The 14567-nt window shown below is 69.1% G+C and carries 15 protein-coding genes; 9 read left to right on the top strand and 6 right to left on the bottom strand.

The window, feature by feature from the left end; genetic code table 11:
- The first annotated feature begins 91 nt into the window (after positions 1–91).
- Together AC07X5_RS18965 and AC07X5_RS18960 are read left to right on the top strand one after the other, a co-directional pair.
- A complete protein-coding gene (locus tag AC07X5_RS18965; RefSeq protein WP_494771392.1) occupies positions 92–727 on the top strand; it encodes a LysE family translocator in 636 nt (211 codons plus the stop codon).
- A gap of 23 nt (positions 728–750) precedes the next feature.
- Complete coding sequence (locus AC07X5_RS18960; RefSeq protein WP_494771391.1) at positions 751–1530, top strand: TOBE domain-containing protein; 780 nt, start codon at positions 751–753, stop codon at positions 1528–1530.
- A gap of 9 nt (positions 1531–1539) precedes the next feature.
- Here AC07X5_RS18960 and AC07X5_RS18955 read toward each other — a convergent pair whose 3' ends face one another.
- A complete protein-coding gene (locus tag AC07X5_RS18955) occupies positions 1540–2682 on the bottom strand; it encodes a helix-turn-helix domain-containing protein (RefSeq protein ID WP_494771390.1) in 1143 nt (380 codons plus the stop codon).
- 220 nt (positions 2683–2902) lie between these two features.
- Here AC07X5_RS18955 and AC07X5_RS18950 point away from each other — a divergent pair, with 220 nt between their 5' ends.
- From AC07X5_RS18950 to AC07X5_RS18920, 7 genes are all read left to right on the top strand, one after another.
- Positions 2903–3373, top strand: a complete 471-nt coding sequence (locus AC07X5_RS18950) for a (2Fe-2S)-binding protein (protein ID WP_494771389.1) — start codon at positions 2903–2905, stop codon at positions 3371–3373.
- A gap of 141 nt (positions 3374–3514) precedes the next feature.
- Positions 3515–5902: a xanthine dehydrogenase family protein molybdopterin-binding subunit gene (locus AC07X5_RS18945; RefSeq protein WP_494771388.1), complete on the top strand. Its 2388-nt coding sequence runs from the start codon at positions 3515–3517 to the stop codon at positions 5900–5902.
- A gap of 12 nt (positions 5903–5914) precedes the next feature.
- Positions 5915–6706, top strand: a complete 792-nt coding sequence (locus tag AC07X5_RS18940; protein WP_494771387.1) for an FAD binding domain-containing protein — start codon at positions 5915–5917, stop codon at positions 6704–6706.
- A 4-nt stretch (positions 6707–6710) separates the two neighbouring features.
- A complete protein-coding gene (locus AC07X5_RS18935; protein WP_494771386.1) occupies positions 6711–7619 on the top strand; it encodes an AAA family ATPase in 909 nt (302 codons plus the stop codon).
- A 1-nt stretch (position 7620) separates the two neighbouring features.
- The gene (locus AC07X5_RS18930; RefSeq protein ID WP_494771385.1) at positions 7621–8838 is read left to right on the top strand and encodes a vWA domain-containing protein; all 1218 of its coding nucleotides are present in this window, start codon (positions 7621–7623) and stop codon (positions 8836–8838) included.
- 22 nt (positions 8839–8860) lie between these two features.
- On the top strand, positions 8861–9565 hold the full coding sequence (locus tag AC07X5_RS18925; protein WP_494771384.1) for an SRPBCC family protein: 705 nt from the start codon (positions 8861–8863) through the stop codon (positions 9563–9565).
- Between the two features lie 53 nt (positions 9566–9618).
- The gene (locus AC07X5_RS18920) at positions 9619–10695 is read left to right on the top strand and encodes an XdhC family protein (protein WP_494771496.1); all 1077 of its coding nucleotides are present in this window, start codon (positions 9619–9621) and stop codon (positions 10693–10695) included.
- A gap of 6 nt (positions 10696–10701) precedes the next feature.
- On the opposite strand, the gene AC07X5_RS18915 is transcribed toward AC07X5_RS18920, so the two are convergent.
- From AC07X5_RS18915 to AC07X5_RS18895, 5 genes are all read right to left on the bottom strand, one after another.
- On the bottom strand, positions 10702–11205 hold the full coding sequence (locus tag AC07X5_RS18915; RefSeq protein WP_409958472.1) for a low molecular weight protein-tyrosine-phosphatase: 504 nt from the start codon (positions 11203–11205) through the stop codon (positions 10702–10704).
- A 61-nt stretch (positions 11206–11266) separates the two neighbouring features.
- The gene (gene phhA / locus AC07X5_RS18910; protein ID WP_494771383.1) at positions 11267–12166 is read right to left on the bottom strand and encodes a phenylalanine 4-monooxygenase; all 900 of its coding nucleotides are present in this window, start codon (positions 12164–12166) and stop codon (positions 11267–11269) included.
- A 20-nt stretch (positions 12167–12186) separates the two neighbouring features.
- On the bottom strand, positions 12187–12498 hold the full coding sequence (locus AC07X5_RS18905; protein WP_409958468.1) for a 4a-hydroxytetrahydrobiopterin dehydratase: 312 nt from the start codon (positions 12496–12498) through the stop codon (positions 12187–12189).
- Positions 12495–13601 carry a 4-hydroxyphenylpyruvate dioxygenase gene (hppD, locus tag AC07X5_RS18900; RefSeq protein ID WP_494771382.1) on the bottom strand — a complete coding sequence of 369 codons (1107 nt, stop codon included), beginning with the start codon at positions 13599–13601 and terminating at the stop codon, positions 12495–12497. The genes AC07X5_RS18905 and hppD overlap by 4 nt, the downstream gene beginning before the upstream one ends.
- 265 nt (positions 13602–13866) lie before the next feature.
- Positions 13867–14553, bottom strand: coding sequence for a glutathione S-transferase family protein (locus AC07X5_RS18895; RefSeq protein ID WP_494771381.1), 687 nt, complete (start codon positions 14551–14553; stop codon positions 13867–13869).
- Positions 14554–14567 lie beyond the last annotated feature (14 nt).

Raw genomic sequence — 14567 nt, 5'->3', positions numbered from 1 at the left:
TTTCTTGTCCCTTCCCCCCAATTCTGGGTGGTCATCATACGACCTGGCGGTGGCAGGTCCCGGGCGGCGGCATCCCCTACACTGGAGCACCATGACGATGTTCCCCCCCGAAATCCTCGCCGCCTACCTTGTTGCCGTGATCGTCGTGGTCTTCGCGCCGGGGCCGGACAACATCCTGGCCATCAGCCGCGGCCTGAGCCAGGGGCGCCTGGCAGCCGTACTGTCCTCGGTGGGCGCAGGGCTGGGCATCATGGTGCACACGGTGGCCGCCACGCTGGGGCTCACGCTCATCGTGCAGGCTTCGCCGCTGGCCTTCTGGGCCGTCAAGATCGCGGGTGCGGCCTACCTGCTGTACCTGGGCTACAAGGCGCTCACGGCGGGCAACCTGATCTCGTTCGCGCCTGCCGCGCGCCAGCCGCTGGCCAAGGTATTCGGCGTGGGCCTGTTCTCCAACGTGCTCAACCCCAAGCCCGGGCTGTTCGTGCTAGCCTTCATTCCCCAGTTCGTCGATGCCGCGCGCGGCCCGGTGGCCACGCAGATGCTGGTGTACGGCGCCATCTTCGCGGTGCTCACGGCGATCATCTTCTCGGTGCTGGGCAGTTGCGCGGCGCAGCTCTCGGGCTGGCTGGTGCGCCGCCCGCGCGCCACCAGGTGGCTCAACAACGGGGCCGGCATCACCTTCATCGCCTCGGGCATCTCGGTGCTGGCGCTGGGCAACCGGCGCTAGGCGCTGCTGCCGCCCGCACCCTGATGCCTGGCACCCCTCCCGTCTCCTTTGCGGGCGCGCTCAGCCATGACATGGCCGACAAGCGCATCGCCATCCTGCGCGAGATCGGTGCGGGCGGCTCCATCTCGCAGGCGGCGCGCGCCGTCGGCGTGAGCTACAAGGCCGCGTGGCAGGCCCTGGACACCCTGACCAACCTGGCCGGCACGCCGCTGGTGGACCGCGCCGTGGGTGGTGCCGGCGGCGGCGGCGCGCAACTGACCGAGGCTGGCCATCAGCTGCTGGCCGCGGCCGATGCCATGGCGCAGGCGCGCAGCGCCGTGCTGGCCCGCTGGGAAGGCCGCGCCGGCCCCGCAGCCGCGCGGCTGGCGGTGCGCACCAGCATGCGCAACCAGTGCCCCTGCACCGTGCAGCGGCTGGAGCCTCTGGGCCAGATCGTGCGGGTGCACCTGGGGCGTACCGAAGCCGATCAAGAAGGTTTCCTCAGCGCCCGCATCACGCTGGAGAGCGTCGAGCTGCTGGGCCTGGTGCCCGGCCTGGTGGTGCAGGCCCTGTGCAAGGCCACGGCGGTGCGCGTAAAGCGCGCGGGGGCCGATATGCCACCGGCAGGGCCCGGCGTCAGCTGCCTGCCCGCCAAGGCCGTGCGGGTGGTGCGCGGTGAGTCGGGCGATGAGGTTTCAGCCGAACTCGCGGGCGGCATCCAGATGGTGGGTTTTGCCGCACCCCATAGCGGCTTGCGCACCGGCAGCCGGGTGCTGCTGGTGGTGGAGGACAACGCCGTGGTAATCGCCTTGGCGCAGGGCTGAGCGCGCAGCTCAGTGTCCCTTCGGGGTTCCCAATTTTCGGTACACCGTGGCCCGGCTGATGCCCAGGGCACGTGCGGCTTCGGCCACATTGCCGCGCGCCTCGGTCACCGCCTGTCGGATCAGGGCCGTCTCGGCCTCGCGCAGCGGTGCGGCGGCCACGCCAGGCGCCGATGTCAGCATTGCCCGCAGAGTGCTGACCTGGCGTGGTGCCAGTGCCATGCCCTGCAGGCGCAGGCCCGACCACAGTGGCAGGTCCAGCGGCGCGGCGCCCGTACCCTGGCGCTGCGCCGCGTCGAACAGCAGGGGCCAGGGCATGGCCAGCAGTTCGCTGGCATGGGCCCGAGTGCCGGGCGCGCGCAAGGGCTGGGGCACCAGCTGGCGCGCGGTGCGGTTGCTGCCCAGCAGGTAGCCATCGGCGTCCAGCAGCACCAGGCCGTCGCCTTCGCCGCCCAGCGTGCTGCCGGGCCAGTTCAGGCGCAGCAGCAGGGCATGGGGGCGTTGCAGCAGCAGGGCGTCCTCGATGGCGCGGGCCGAGCGGTCCACCAGGTGGCGCAGCTCGGGCCGCTCGGGCACGTCCACGCCCGTCAGGTCCAGCATGCCGGCGCAGCGGCCCTCGGGGTCGAACAGCGGCGCGCCGGCGCAGCTGTAGTGGGTGTTGTCGTCGAAGAAATGTTCGCCCCGGTGCAGCCACACGGGCTGCAGTTCGGCCAGGGCCGCGCCGATGGCGGTGGTGCCCACGGCCGCCTCCGACAGGTCGATGCCGACACGGCCGATGGCGTGCACCCGCGCATCGCGGTGGTCGATGGCGCCCTGCACGTCGACCACCACGCCCCGCGCATCGGTCAGCACCGCGAAGTAGTGCATGCCGGCAATGGCGCGCGTGAGGTGCCCCAGCACCGGGCGCGCGGCCTGCAGCAGGTGGCGGTGCTGCTCGGCCACGCCGCGCAGCGTGGCGGCGCTGACCAGGTCGAAGGCCACGCGCTGGCGCGGCGACTGGCCCTGCGCCACACAGCGCTGCCAGGAGCGCACGATCCAGGGCTCGATGCCCAGCGCGGCAGGCACCTGGCCCTGGCTGAACAGGGCGGTGCGGGCGCGGGCGATCAAGGCCTGGCGCTCGTCGAGCGATGGCGTGACGACAGCGGCGGACAGCATGGATTACGACTCCCGTGGGGTGGCGGGGCGGCGCACCTTCTCTGAGGTGCCCGGTGTGCAGTGCGCATGATGCGCCGGTGTGCACTGCAGCATGTTTCAATTTGAGAATATCCGCGCCCGGCCCGCGCCAATCTAGGGTTCACCCTAGGAATCCGGCCCCGCCGCCGGCCCAAGATGCGGCTTGCAGATCCAGCCAACACCCTCCCGAGGAGACAGCCAGATGCAAGTCCAGTTCACCGTCAACGGCCGCGCGGCCAGCGTTGACGTCCCCCCCAACACCCTGCTGGTCCACGCGCTGCGCGAGCACCTGCTGCTCACCGGCACGCACGTGGGCTGCGACACCAGCCAGTGCGGTGCGTGCACGGTGCACGTCAATGGCCGCGCGGTGAAGTCCTGTGCCATGCTGGCCGTGCAGGCCCAGGGAGCCCAGGTGCAGACCATCGAGGGCCTGGCCGCGGCCGACGGCACCATGCACCCCATGCAGGCGGCCTTCAAGGAGTGCCATGGCCTGCAGTGCGGCTTCTGCACCCCGGGCATGGTGATGAGCGCGGTGGACCTGTGCACCCACCACCCCAAGGCCGACGAGGGCGAGATCCGCGAACTGCTGGAGGGCAACATCTGCCGCTGCACCGGCTACCAGAACATCGTGCGGGCCGTACAGCACGGCCAAAAAGCCATGGCATCCGCCTGAGGCGGGCTTGCCTTCGACCGGCTACCGTCGTTGGGGCGCCTTGCCGTGCTAGAGCACTGTCGGCGGCTCCCCGCCTAGTTATCCGGCCGAATGCAAACCCGCACAAGTCAGTCCAGAACTCACACACCAGGAGACAAGACCATGGGTGCTTCCGACTTCTCCAAGCTGCCGCATATCGGCGAAGCCCTCCGCCGCAAGGAGGACTACCGCTTCCTCACCGGCGCGGGCCAGTACACCGACGACGTGGTGCTGGCCGCGCAGAGCCATGCCGTGTTCGTGCGCTCGCCGCATGCGCATGCGCGCGTCAACAGCGTCAACACCGATGCCGCCAAGGCGGCGCCCGGGGTGCTGGGCGTGTTCACCGGTGCCGACGTGGCGGCCGACAACATCAACGGCCTGCCCTGCGGCTGGCTCATCACCAGCACCGACGGCCAGCCCATGAAGGAGCCGCCGCACCCCATCCTGGCGCAGGGCAAGGTGCGCTACGTGGGCGACCACGTGGCCATCGTCGTGGCGCTCACGCAGCAGCAGGCGCGCGATGCGGCCGAGCTGGTGGAGGTGGACTACGACGTGCTGCCCGCCGTGGTCAGCGTGGCCGATGCCGCGGCCAACAGCGTGGCCGGCGCCGCGCTGCACGACATCGCGGCCGACAACCACTGCTACAAGTGGGCCATCGGCGACAAGGGCGCGGTGGATGCCGCCTTTGCCGGCGCCGCGCACGTCACGAAGCTCGACCTGGTCAACAACCGCCTGATCCCCAACGCCATGGAGCCGCGCGCGGCCATCGGCTCGTACAACCGTGCCACCGAGGAGTACACGCTGTACGTGAGCAACCAGAACCCGCACGTGGAGCGCCTGCTCATGACGGCCTTCGTGATGGGCCTGCCCGAGCACAAGGTGCGCGTGATCGCGCCCGACGTGGGCGGCGGCTTCGGCTCCAAGATCTTTTTGTACGCCGAAGACGTGTGCCTGACCTGGGCCTCAAAGAAGCTCAACCGCAACATCAAGTGGGTGGCCGACCGCAGCGAGGCCTTTCTCTCGGACGCCCATGGCCGCGACCACGTGAGCCATGCCGAAATGGCCATGGACAAGGACGGCAAGTTCCTGGCCATGCGCGTGCACACCGACGCCAACCTGGGTGCCTACCTGTCGACCTTCGCCACGGCCGTGCCCACCATCCTGTACGCCACGCTGCTGGCGGGCCAGTACACCACGCCCCAGGTCTATGTGGAGGTGGACGCCTGGTTCACCAACACCGCGCCGGTGGATGCCTACCGCGGCGCGGGCCGGCCCGAGGCCACCTACCTGCTGGAGCGCCTGGTCACGCGCTGCGCCTGGGAGCTGGGCCTGTCGCAGGACGAGATCCGCAAGCGCAACTTCATCACCAGCTTCCCCTACCAGACGCCGGTGGCGCTGCAGTACGACGTGGGCGACTACCACGCCTGCATGACCCAGGCCCAGGAGCTGGCCGACGTGGCCGGCTTCGAGGCGCGCAAGAGCGCCAGCGCCGCCAAGGGCTTGCTGCGCGGCGTGGGCTACAGCAGCTACATCGAGGCCTGCGGCATCGCGCCGTCCAACATCGCGGGCGCCTTGGGCGCACGCGCCGGCCTGTTCGAATGCGGTGAGGTGCGCGTGCACCCCACGGGCAGCGTCACGGTGTTCACCGGTTCGCACAGCCACGGCCAGGGGCACGAGACCACCTTCGCCCAGGTGGTGGCGGCGCGCCTGGGCATTCCGGTGGAGAACGTGGACATCGTGCACGGCGACACGGGCCGTGTGCCCTTCGGCATGGGCACCTACGGCTCGCGCTCCATCAGCGTGGGCGGTGCGGCCATCATGAAGGCGCTGGACAAGATCGAGGCCAAGGCCAAGAAGATCGCGGCCCACCTGATGGAGGCCAGCGACGCCGACATCGACTTCAGCGGCGGCGAGTTCAGCGTGCGCGGCACGGACAAGAAGATCCCCTTTGGCCAGGTGGCGCTCACGGCCTACGTGCCGCACAACTACCCGCTGGACAAGCTGGAGCCGGGGCTGAACGAAACGGCCTTCTACGACCCGACCAACTTCACTTTCCCGGCCGGGACCTACATCTGCGAGGTGGAGGTAGACCCCGCCACGGGCAGCACCCGGGTGGACAGGTTCACCGCGGTGGACGACTTCGGCACCATCATCAACCCCATGATCGTGGAGGGCCAGGTGCACGGTGGCCTGGTGCAGGGCATCGGCCAGGCGCTGCTGGAAAACTGCGTGTACGACCGCGAGACGGGCCAGTTGCTCACCGGCAGCTTCATGGACTACGCCATGCCGCGCGCCGACGACTTCCCCGAGTTCAAGCTCGGCCATGTCTGCACGCCCTGCACGCACAACCCGCTCGGTACCAAGGGCTGCGGCGAGGCCGGAGCCATCGGCTCGCCACCTGCGGTGATCAATGCCGTGCTCGACGCCCTGCGCCCGCTGGGCGTGAAGGATTTCGACATGCCGGCATCGCCCCATCGCGTGTGGGAAGCGATTCAAAACGCCAAGGCCTGAGGAGAGCACACCATGTATGCATTCACCTATGAAACCCCGGCCAGCGTGGCCGATGCGGTGCGCCTGGCGGGCGCGGGCGGCAAGCCCATTGCCGGCGGGCAGAGCCTGCTGCCCTCGATGCGGCTGCGCCTGGCCAACCCCGGCCAGGTGGTGGACCTCAACGGCATCGCCGAGCTGGCGGGCATACGCCGCGAGGGCAATGCCCTGGTGATCGGCGCGATGGCGCGGCACATGGACGTGGCCGCCAGCGCCGAGGTGCAGGCCGCCATTCCGGCCCTGGCCTACCTGGCCGCGCACATCGGCGACCGGCAGGTGCGCGCGCGCGGCACGCTGGGCGGCTCGGTGGCCAACAACGACCCCGCGGCCTGCTACCCCAGTGCCGTGTTGGGGCTGAACGCCACCGTCATCACCGACCAGCGCGAGATCGCTGCCGACGACTTCTTCGTGGGCATGTACACCACGGCGCTGAACGAGGGCGAGCTGATCACCGCGATCCGCTTCCCGATCCCGAAGCGCGCGGCCTACCTCAAGTTCAAGCAGGCGGCCTCGCGCTTCTCGCTGGTGGGCGTGTTCGTCGCCCAGACCGATGCGGGCGTGCGCGTGGCCGTCACCGGCGCCGCGAGCAGCGTGTTCCGCCAGCAGGCGCTGGAGGCGGCGCTGAACAAGGACTTCTCGGTGGCGTCGGCCGCGGCGGTCAAGGTGGACGCGAGCGATCTGAACACCGACATCCACGCCAGCGCCATCTACCGTGCCAACCTGATCAGCGTGCAGACGCAGCGGGCCGTGGCGCAGATGCTGGGCTGACGCCTTGCCGCCGGAGCTGGCCTCCATCCACGGCCTGGTCCAGGCCCTGCAGCGCGTGGGCTATTTTGCCGACCGGCGCCTGGCGACCGCCGTGTTCCTCGCGCTCAGGCTGCAGCGCCCGCTGCTGCTCGAAGGCGAACCCGGCGTGGGCAAGACGGCGCTGGCCAAGGCCTTGTCCGAAGTGTTGGCGCGCAGCCTGATCCGCCTGCAGTGCTATGACGGGCTGGAGCAGCGCGAGGCGCTGTACGAGTGGAACTATGCGGCCCAGCTGCTGCACATGCGTGCCGCAGAATTGCAGCAGGGTTTGGTCCGCGACATCGAGGCCGAGGTCTACCAGGAGCGCTACCTGATCCGCCGCCCCCTGCTGCAGGCCCTGCAGGCGCCCGCGCCTGGCGCCGTGCTGCTGGTCGATGAGGTGGACCGCGCGGACGAGCCTTTCGAAGCCTTCCTGCTCGAATACCTGGGCGAGTACCAGGTCAGCATTCCCGAGATCGGTACCGTGCGCGCCACGGCCACCCCGGTCACCCTGCTCACCAGCAACCGCACGCGCGACCTGCACGATGCCGTCAAGCGCCGCTGTCTGTACCACTGGCTCGACTATCCCGAGCGTGAGCGCGAGCTGGCCATCGTGCGCTCGCAGGTGCCCGGCGCCAGCGAGGCCCTGGCCGCCCAGGTGGCCGACTTCGTGGGCCGGCTGCGCAGCCAGCCCTTTGCCAATGCCTTCCAGCGCGCGCCCGGCATCGCCGAGAGCGTGGAATGGGCCAAGGCCCTGGTGGCGCTCGACACCCTGGTGGTGGACCCCGAGATCGTCTCGGACACCGCGGGCATCCTTTTCAAGCAGCGCGAGGACGTGGCCGCGCTCACGCAGGACATGGCCGCCGAGCTGCTCAAGCCCCAGGACGCCGAGGCCTGAGATGGTGCTCGCTCCTTCCACGGCGGCGGCTTCCCAGCTCGGCGACGCGCGCACCGGCAAGCTCGCAGACAACCTCACCGGCTTTGGCCGCACCCTGCGCCGCGCCGGTGTGCGCGTGGACGCTGCGCGCATGGCCCTGGCCCAGCAGGCCGTGCTGCTGGTGGGCCTGCAGCGCCAGGATGTCGCCGCCGCGCTGGAGGCCGTGCTGGTGAGCCGCGAGCAGGACCGCCTGGTATTCCGTGAACTGTTCAACGCCTACTTCAAGAACCCCAACGTGGCGCAGAAGCTGCTGGCCCAGATGCTGCCCAGCGCCGAGGCCAAGGCCGAGCCCGTGAAGCGCCGCCCGCGCGTGAGCGAGGCCCTGGCCCCCGTGCGTGCCGCGCGCAAGGCCCCGCCGCGCGAGGAGGCCAAGGTCGACTTCGACGCCGCCATGACGGCCAGCGACCTCACGCGCCTGCGCCATGCGGATTTCAATCAGCTCTCGGCCAGCGAATTCCGGCTGGTGGAGCAACTGGCGCGCGACATTCCGCTGCCGCTGCCCGACTACGCGGCCCGCCGCACCCGCCCCGGGGTGCGCGGCAGCCGCCCGCACTGGCCCGGTGCCATGCACCAGGCGGCGCGCACGGGCGGGGAGTTCTTGCAGGTGCCACTGCTGCAGCGCCGCCGCCAGCCCCTGCCGCTCTTGGTGCTGGTGGACGTGTCGGGCTCCATGGAGCGCTATGCGCGGCTGCTGCTGGCCTTTTTGCATGCTGCCACCGCACCGCGCAGGGCCGGGGCGCTGCGGCGCGACGTGTTCGCCTTCGGCACCGGCCTGACCGACCTGACCCCGGCCTTTCGCCTGGCCGATACCGACGCCATGCTGCTGACCGCCAGCCACGCCATCGCCGACTTTGCCGGCGGCACGCGCATGGGCGAGAGCCTGCGCGCCCTGCGCCTGCAGCACGCACGCCGGCTGGTGGGGCGGCGCACCCTGGTGCTGCTCATCACCGATGGGCTGGACACCGGCGCGCCCGAGCTGCTGGGGCAGGAGCTGGCCTGGCTGCGCCGGCACTGTGCGCGCCTGCTGTGGCTCAACCCGCTGCTGCGCTTTGGCGGCTATGCGCCCACGGCGCGTGGCGCCGCCGTGCTGCACCGCCAGGCGCACGGCATGCTGGCCGTGCACGACCTGAGCCGCCTGCAGGACCTGGCCGGCAGCCTGGCCGCCGTGCTGCGGCAATGACCCGAACCACCGAGGAATCACCATGGAAATGCAAGCCAGCCGCACCCTGTCCGTCAGCCAGAGCCAGGCCTGGGCGGCGCTCAACGACCCCGAGGTGCTCAAGCTGTGCATCCCCGGCTGCGAGAAGGTCGAGCCCACGGGCGAGAACCAGTACAGCGTGGCCATGGCGCTCAAGATCGGCCCGGTCTCGGCCAAGTTCGCGGGCAAGATCACGCTGTCGGACATCGTGGCGCCCGAGAGCTACACCATCGCCTTCGACGGCTCGGGCGGCGTGGCCGGTTTCGGCAAGGGCAGCGCCCAGGTCCGGCTGGAACCGCTGGCACCCGAGGGCAGCCAGGAGCGCTGCGAGCTGCACTACAGCGTGCACGCCACGGTGGGCGGCAAGATCGCCCAGCTGGGCCAGCGCCTGATCGATGGCGCGGCAAAAGGCATGGCCGAGGATTTCTTCAAGCGCTTCGACAACGAGATGCAGCGCCGCCATCCGCCTGCCGTTTCGGAATCAGCCGCAGGGCCGGATACGGAGCCCACCGCCCCGCCAGACACCGTGCCCACCGAGATTCCGACCCAGCCGGGCGAGGATGCCGGGCCGGCGAGCGGCTTCGTGCCGAGCCAGCGGGCGGGCTTGCAGCCGGCTGGTGGCCCCGCGCCCCAGGGCGGCGGCATCCCGGTCTGGGTCTGGGTGGCAGGCGCGGTGGCCCTGGTCGCTCTCGCATGGTGGCTGAACTAAGCCTCTGGCGCACGGAACCGCCGGGCCTTGGGCACAATCTACGCACGATGACGATGGAAAACCTCGATGTGATGGTGCTGCGCACCCTGCATGGCTGGCGTGCGGCGGGCCGGCGCGCTCTGCTGGCCACGGTGGTGCGCACGTGGGGCTCGTCCCCGCGGCCCGTGGGTTCGATCATGGCGCTATGCGACGATGGCGCGGTGGTGGGCTCGGTCTCGGGCGGCTGCATCGAGGACGACCTGATCGACCGCCACACCCGCGCCTATGCGCAGGAGCGCGCCGGGGCCCCGGGGCACGAACACCGCATTCCCAACGGCCCGCCATCCTTCGTCAAGTACGGCATCACGGCCGACGAGGCACACCGCTTCGGCCTGCCCTGCGGCGGCACGCTGGAGCTGCTGCTCGAATACGACCCCGAACCCGCCCGCCTGGCCGAGCTGATCGCTGCGCTGGAGGCCGGGCGCCTGGTGCGCCGCACGGTGCGCCTGGCCGATGGCGCGGTGTCCCTGGCCATGGCCACGGAGCCTGCCGAACTGGCGGTGGACAGCCAGGAACTGACCAACACCTTCGGCCCCGAGTACCGCATGCTCATCATCGGTGCCGGGCAGATGGCCGAGTACCTGGCCACCATGGCCTTGTTCAACGGTTTCGCCGTGACCGTGTGCGACCCGCGCGAGGAGTACCGCCACGGCTGGAAGGTGCCTGGCGCCACCCTGGTGAGCGCCATGCCCGACGACGTGGTGGTGGACTTCAAGCCAGACCGGCGCACCTGCGTGGTGGCGCTCACGCACGACCCCAAGCTCGACGACCTGGCGCTGCTGGAGGCCTTGTCCACCGAGGCCTTCTACGTCGGCGGTATCGGCTCGCGCCGCAACAACGAGGCGCGCCGCGCGCGCATGATCGAGCACTTCGACCAGACCGAGGCCAGCCTGGTGCGCCTGCGCGGACCCATCGGCATCTACATCGGCAGCAAGACCCCGCCCGAGATCGCCGTGAGTGTGATGGCCGAGATCCTGGCCGTGAAGAACGGCGTGGCCCTGCCGCGCGTGATGGAAGTGGCCCAGGCCAAGAACGACCGGGACGTGGCGCACAACGATCCCGGGCCACTGGTCTGCGCTGTGGGGCGCTGAGCGGACTCAGCGGCTGCGGCCCTGCAACTCCCGCTGCACATGCTGCAGCAAGCCTTCGCAGGCATCCTCCACCAGGTCCAGCACCTCATCGAAGCCATTGGCACCACCGTAGTAAGGGTCGGGCACCACGGGGCTGTCCATGCGCAGGCAGAACTCCGTGAGGCGCCGGAGCTTGTGGGCGTGCGCGGGCGGGCACAGCTCCTGCGCCATGGCCAGGTTGTCCCAGTCCATGGCGAGGACCAGGTCGTGGGCCTCGAAGTCGGCCAGCAGCATCTGCCGCGCACGCAGGTCCGACAGGTCGTAGCCGCGCCGGGTGGCGTGCTTTTGCGAGCGGTGGTCGGGCGGTTCGCCCGGGTGGTAGTTGTGGGTGCCGGCCGAATCCACACGCACCACGCCATCGAGTCCGGCAGCCCGCACGCGGTGGCGGAACACACCGTGCGCTGTAGGGCTGCGGCAGATGTTGCCCATGCAGAGAAAAAGGACCGAATAGCCGGGTGTCGTTGGTGCCATGTGTGCCTCAAAGCAGAACGGCCCCGCGTGGGGCCGTTCCGGAGTGTCGCATGGCGGGCGCTCAGGCCAGCGCCTTCTCGCGCTTGGCGTCGTGGTAGGCCAGCGTGCCGCGGGTCACCACGCGGTCGCCAGGCAGCACCGCGCCGGCGTCGTGCTCGGGCGCGCCCTTGAGGCGGTCGTACAGGGGCGCGAAGTCGATCTTGGCCAGCTCCAGCAGCTCGTCCAGATTGCCGAGCACGAAGTAGGTCTCCTGGAAGTCGTCGATGCGGTAGTTGGTCTGCATGACGCGTTCGAGTTCGAAGCGCACGCGGTTGGGCGAATCGCTCTCGACCGAGAAGCGCGTCTCGCTGGCCGAGGAGGCGATGCCCGCGCCGTAGATGCGCAGGCCGTCGCTCTGCTGTACCAGGCCGAATTCCACCGTGTACCAGTACACGCGCGCCAGCTTCTCCAGCACGCCCAGGCGGCTGGCGCGCAGGCCGCCTTCGCCGTAGGCCTGGATGTAGTCGGCGATGACCGGGTTCATCAGCATGGGCACATGGCCGAACACGTCGTGGAAGACATCGGGCTCTTCCAGGTAATCGAGTTCATGCGGCTTGCGGATGAACTGGCCGGCCGGAAAGCGCCGGTTGGCCAGGTGGCCGAAGAACACATCGTCGGGCACCAGGCCGGGCACGGCCACCACTTCCCAGCCCGTGCGCTTCTTGAGCACCTTGGACATCTGCTCGAAGTCGGGGATCTGCTCGGGTCCGATGGGCAGGTCCTGCATGCCGCGGATGAACTCGTCGCAGGCGCGGCCGGGCAGCAGTTTGGACTGCCGCTCGAACAGGGTGCGCCAGACGCCGTGCTCTTCCTTCGTGTAATTCGCCCAGCCCTGGTCGATGGTCCAGTCGGGCCGTTCGGGGGCGTGCGCGTCACCGGCCGCCAGGCCGTGCTTGGCGGTTTCCTTGAGCTGCTGCAGCATGCGTGTCTCCTGAACGCGTTTTAGGTCTTGTCGGCGGCAGAAAAGGCCGCAGCGATGCCATTCATCAGCAAGGCCATCTCGATGTCCTTGGCCGAGATGCCGTCCACGTCGTGCGTGGTCAGGGTGACGTTCACACGGTTGTAGACGTTGAACCACTCGGGGTGGTGGTTCATGCGCTCCGCATGCAGGGCCACCTGCGTCATGAAGCCGAAGGCCTGCACGAAGTCCTTGAACTGGAACTCGCGCGTGAGCACGCCGCCGCGCTCGGCGCCGTGCGCCCAGCCCGTGAGGGCAGGCAGCTGCGCTGCCAACTGCTCGGGCGTGAGCTTCATGCCGGTTCCTTGGCGGGGGCCTTCTCGTCCACGGCCAGCACGCCGCGGTTGATCTGGTCGCGCTCCAGCGACTCGAACAGGGCCTTGAAGTTGCCTTCGCCAAAACCTTCGCGGTAATCGCCCTTGCGCTCGATGAACTCGAAGAACACCGGGCCCAGCATGGGCTGCGAGAAGATCTGCAGCAAGAGGCGCGGCTGGCCGCCTTCGGTCGTGCCGTCCAGCAGGATGCCGCGGGCCTGCAGCTCGCCCACGGGCTGGCCGTGGCCGGGCAGGCGCTTGGCCAGGTTCTCGTAGTAGACCTCGTTGGGGGCGGTCAGCAGCGGGATGCCGGCCATCTGCAGCTGGTCGATCGATTCGAGCAGGTTGTCGGTCAGCAGGGCGATGTGCTGGATGCCTTCGCCGTTGAACTGCATCAGAAACTCCTCGATCTGGCCGCCGCCCTGGCGCGATTCCTCGTTCAGCGGGATGCGGATCAGGCCGTCCGGCGCCGTCATGGCTTTGGAGGTCAGGCCGGTGTACTCGCCCGAGATGTCGAAGTAGCGGATCTCGCGGAAGTTGAACAGCCTGGTATAGAAGTCGGCCCAGTAGGCCATGCGGCCACGGTAGACGTTGTGCGTGAGGTGGTCCACCACCTGGAAGCCATGGCCCTTGGGGTGCAGGTCCACGCCGGGCAGGAACTCGAAGTCGATGTCGTAGATGGACTTGCCGTCCTCGAAGCGGTCGATCAGGTACAGCGGCGCGCCGCCGATGCCCTTGATCGCGGGCAGGCGCAGTTCCATCGGGCCGGTAGGGATCTCGATGGGCTGGGCGCCCAGCTCCAGCGCGCGGTTGTAGGCCTTGTGCGCATCGCGCACGCGGAACGCCAGGCCGCAGGCCGAGGCACCATGCTCGCCGGCGAAGTAGGCGGCATTGCCCGGCTCGTTGTTCACGATGAAGTTGATGCCGCCCTGGCGGTACAGCAGCACGTTCTTGGAGCGGTGCTTGGCTACGAGCGTGAAGCCCATCTTCTCGAACATCGGCTCCAGCACGCCCGGCTTGGGCGAAGCGAATTCCACGAACTCGAAGCCGCACAGGCCCATGGGGTTGTCAAACAGGTCGCTCATACATCATCTCCATCATCGGTGGGCAGCACTAGGGCCGGGGGATAGGGAGACTGTAGGCACTGTGGGGCGCATTTATCTTGCAAGTTCGGCACGCGCCGGCCCGGTGTGCGCTTGATTCATGCGAAAAATCAAATCCAGAGCATGTGAAAAGCTCTAAATTCCCAATTGGCGCAAACTTGCTGCTTGTTCGGGCGACAGGCACCTTGCGCGAGAAGCCCTGCCGCCGTGTCGGCATCGCGCGGCCAGCGCGTCCGCGCAACCGGGTTCAGCCCATCACCACCGGACCACCCTTCTGGATGCCGCGCTGGTAGGCCGGGCGGGCCTCCATGCGCTTCTTGTAGGCCTGCAGGTTCGGGCAATTGCCGGCCTTTTCGGAGCGCGACAGGGCGGCCTCGACCGCAAAACTCATCTGGAAGTCGGCCATCGTCAGGTGCTCGCCCGCGAACCAGGTGTGCTGGCCCAGGTGCTTTTCCATGAAGTCCATGGCGGTGTTCACATTCGGGTCCACCACCTTGTCGAGCACCTTGCCGCACAGCGCCTTGGCGATGGGTTTGACGAAGAAAGGCATGGGCTGGCGCGGGATGGTCATGAACACCAGCTTCATCACCAGCCAGTTCATCAGCGAACCCTCGGCGTAGTGCATCCAGAAGCGGCACTGGCGGTATTCGGGCGTGCCGCGCGCGGGTTCCAGGTAGGCCAGCTCGCCCGTGGCCTTGGCGCCATAGGTTTCCGCCAGGTATTCGATGATGGCGGCCGATTCGGCAATCACCTCGCTGCCATCGGTGATGACGGGGGACTTGCCCAGCGGGTGGATCTTCTTGAGCTCGGGCGGGGCCAGCTTGGTGGCCTTGTCGCGCTGGTAGATCTTGAGCTCGTAGGGCAGGCCCAGTTCTTCGAGCAGCCAGAGGACGCGCTGCGAGCGCGAGGTTTCGAGGTGGTGGACGGTGATCATCCGGCCATCTTAGG

It is taken from the genome of Acidovorax sp. GW458-11-26-14-TSB4 (genome assembly GCF_059423865.1).
Note: the sequence above shows the minus strand (reverse complement) of the source record. Positions and strands in the feature narration are given on the sequence as shown.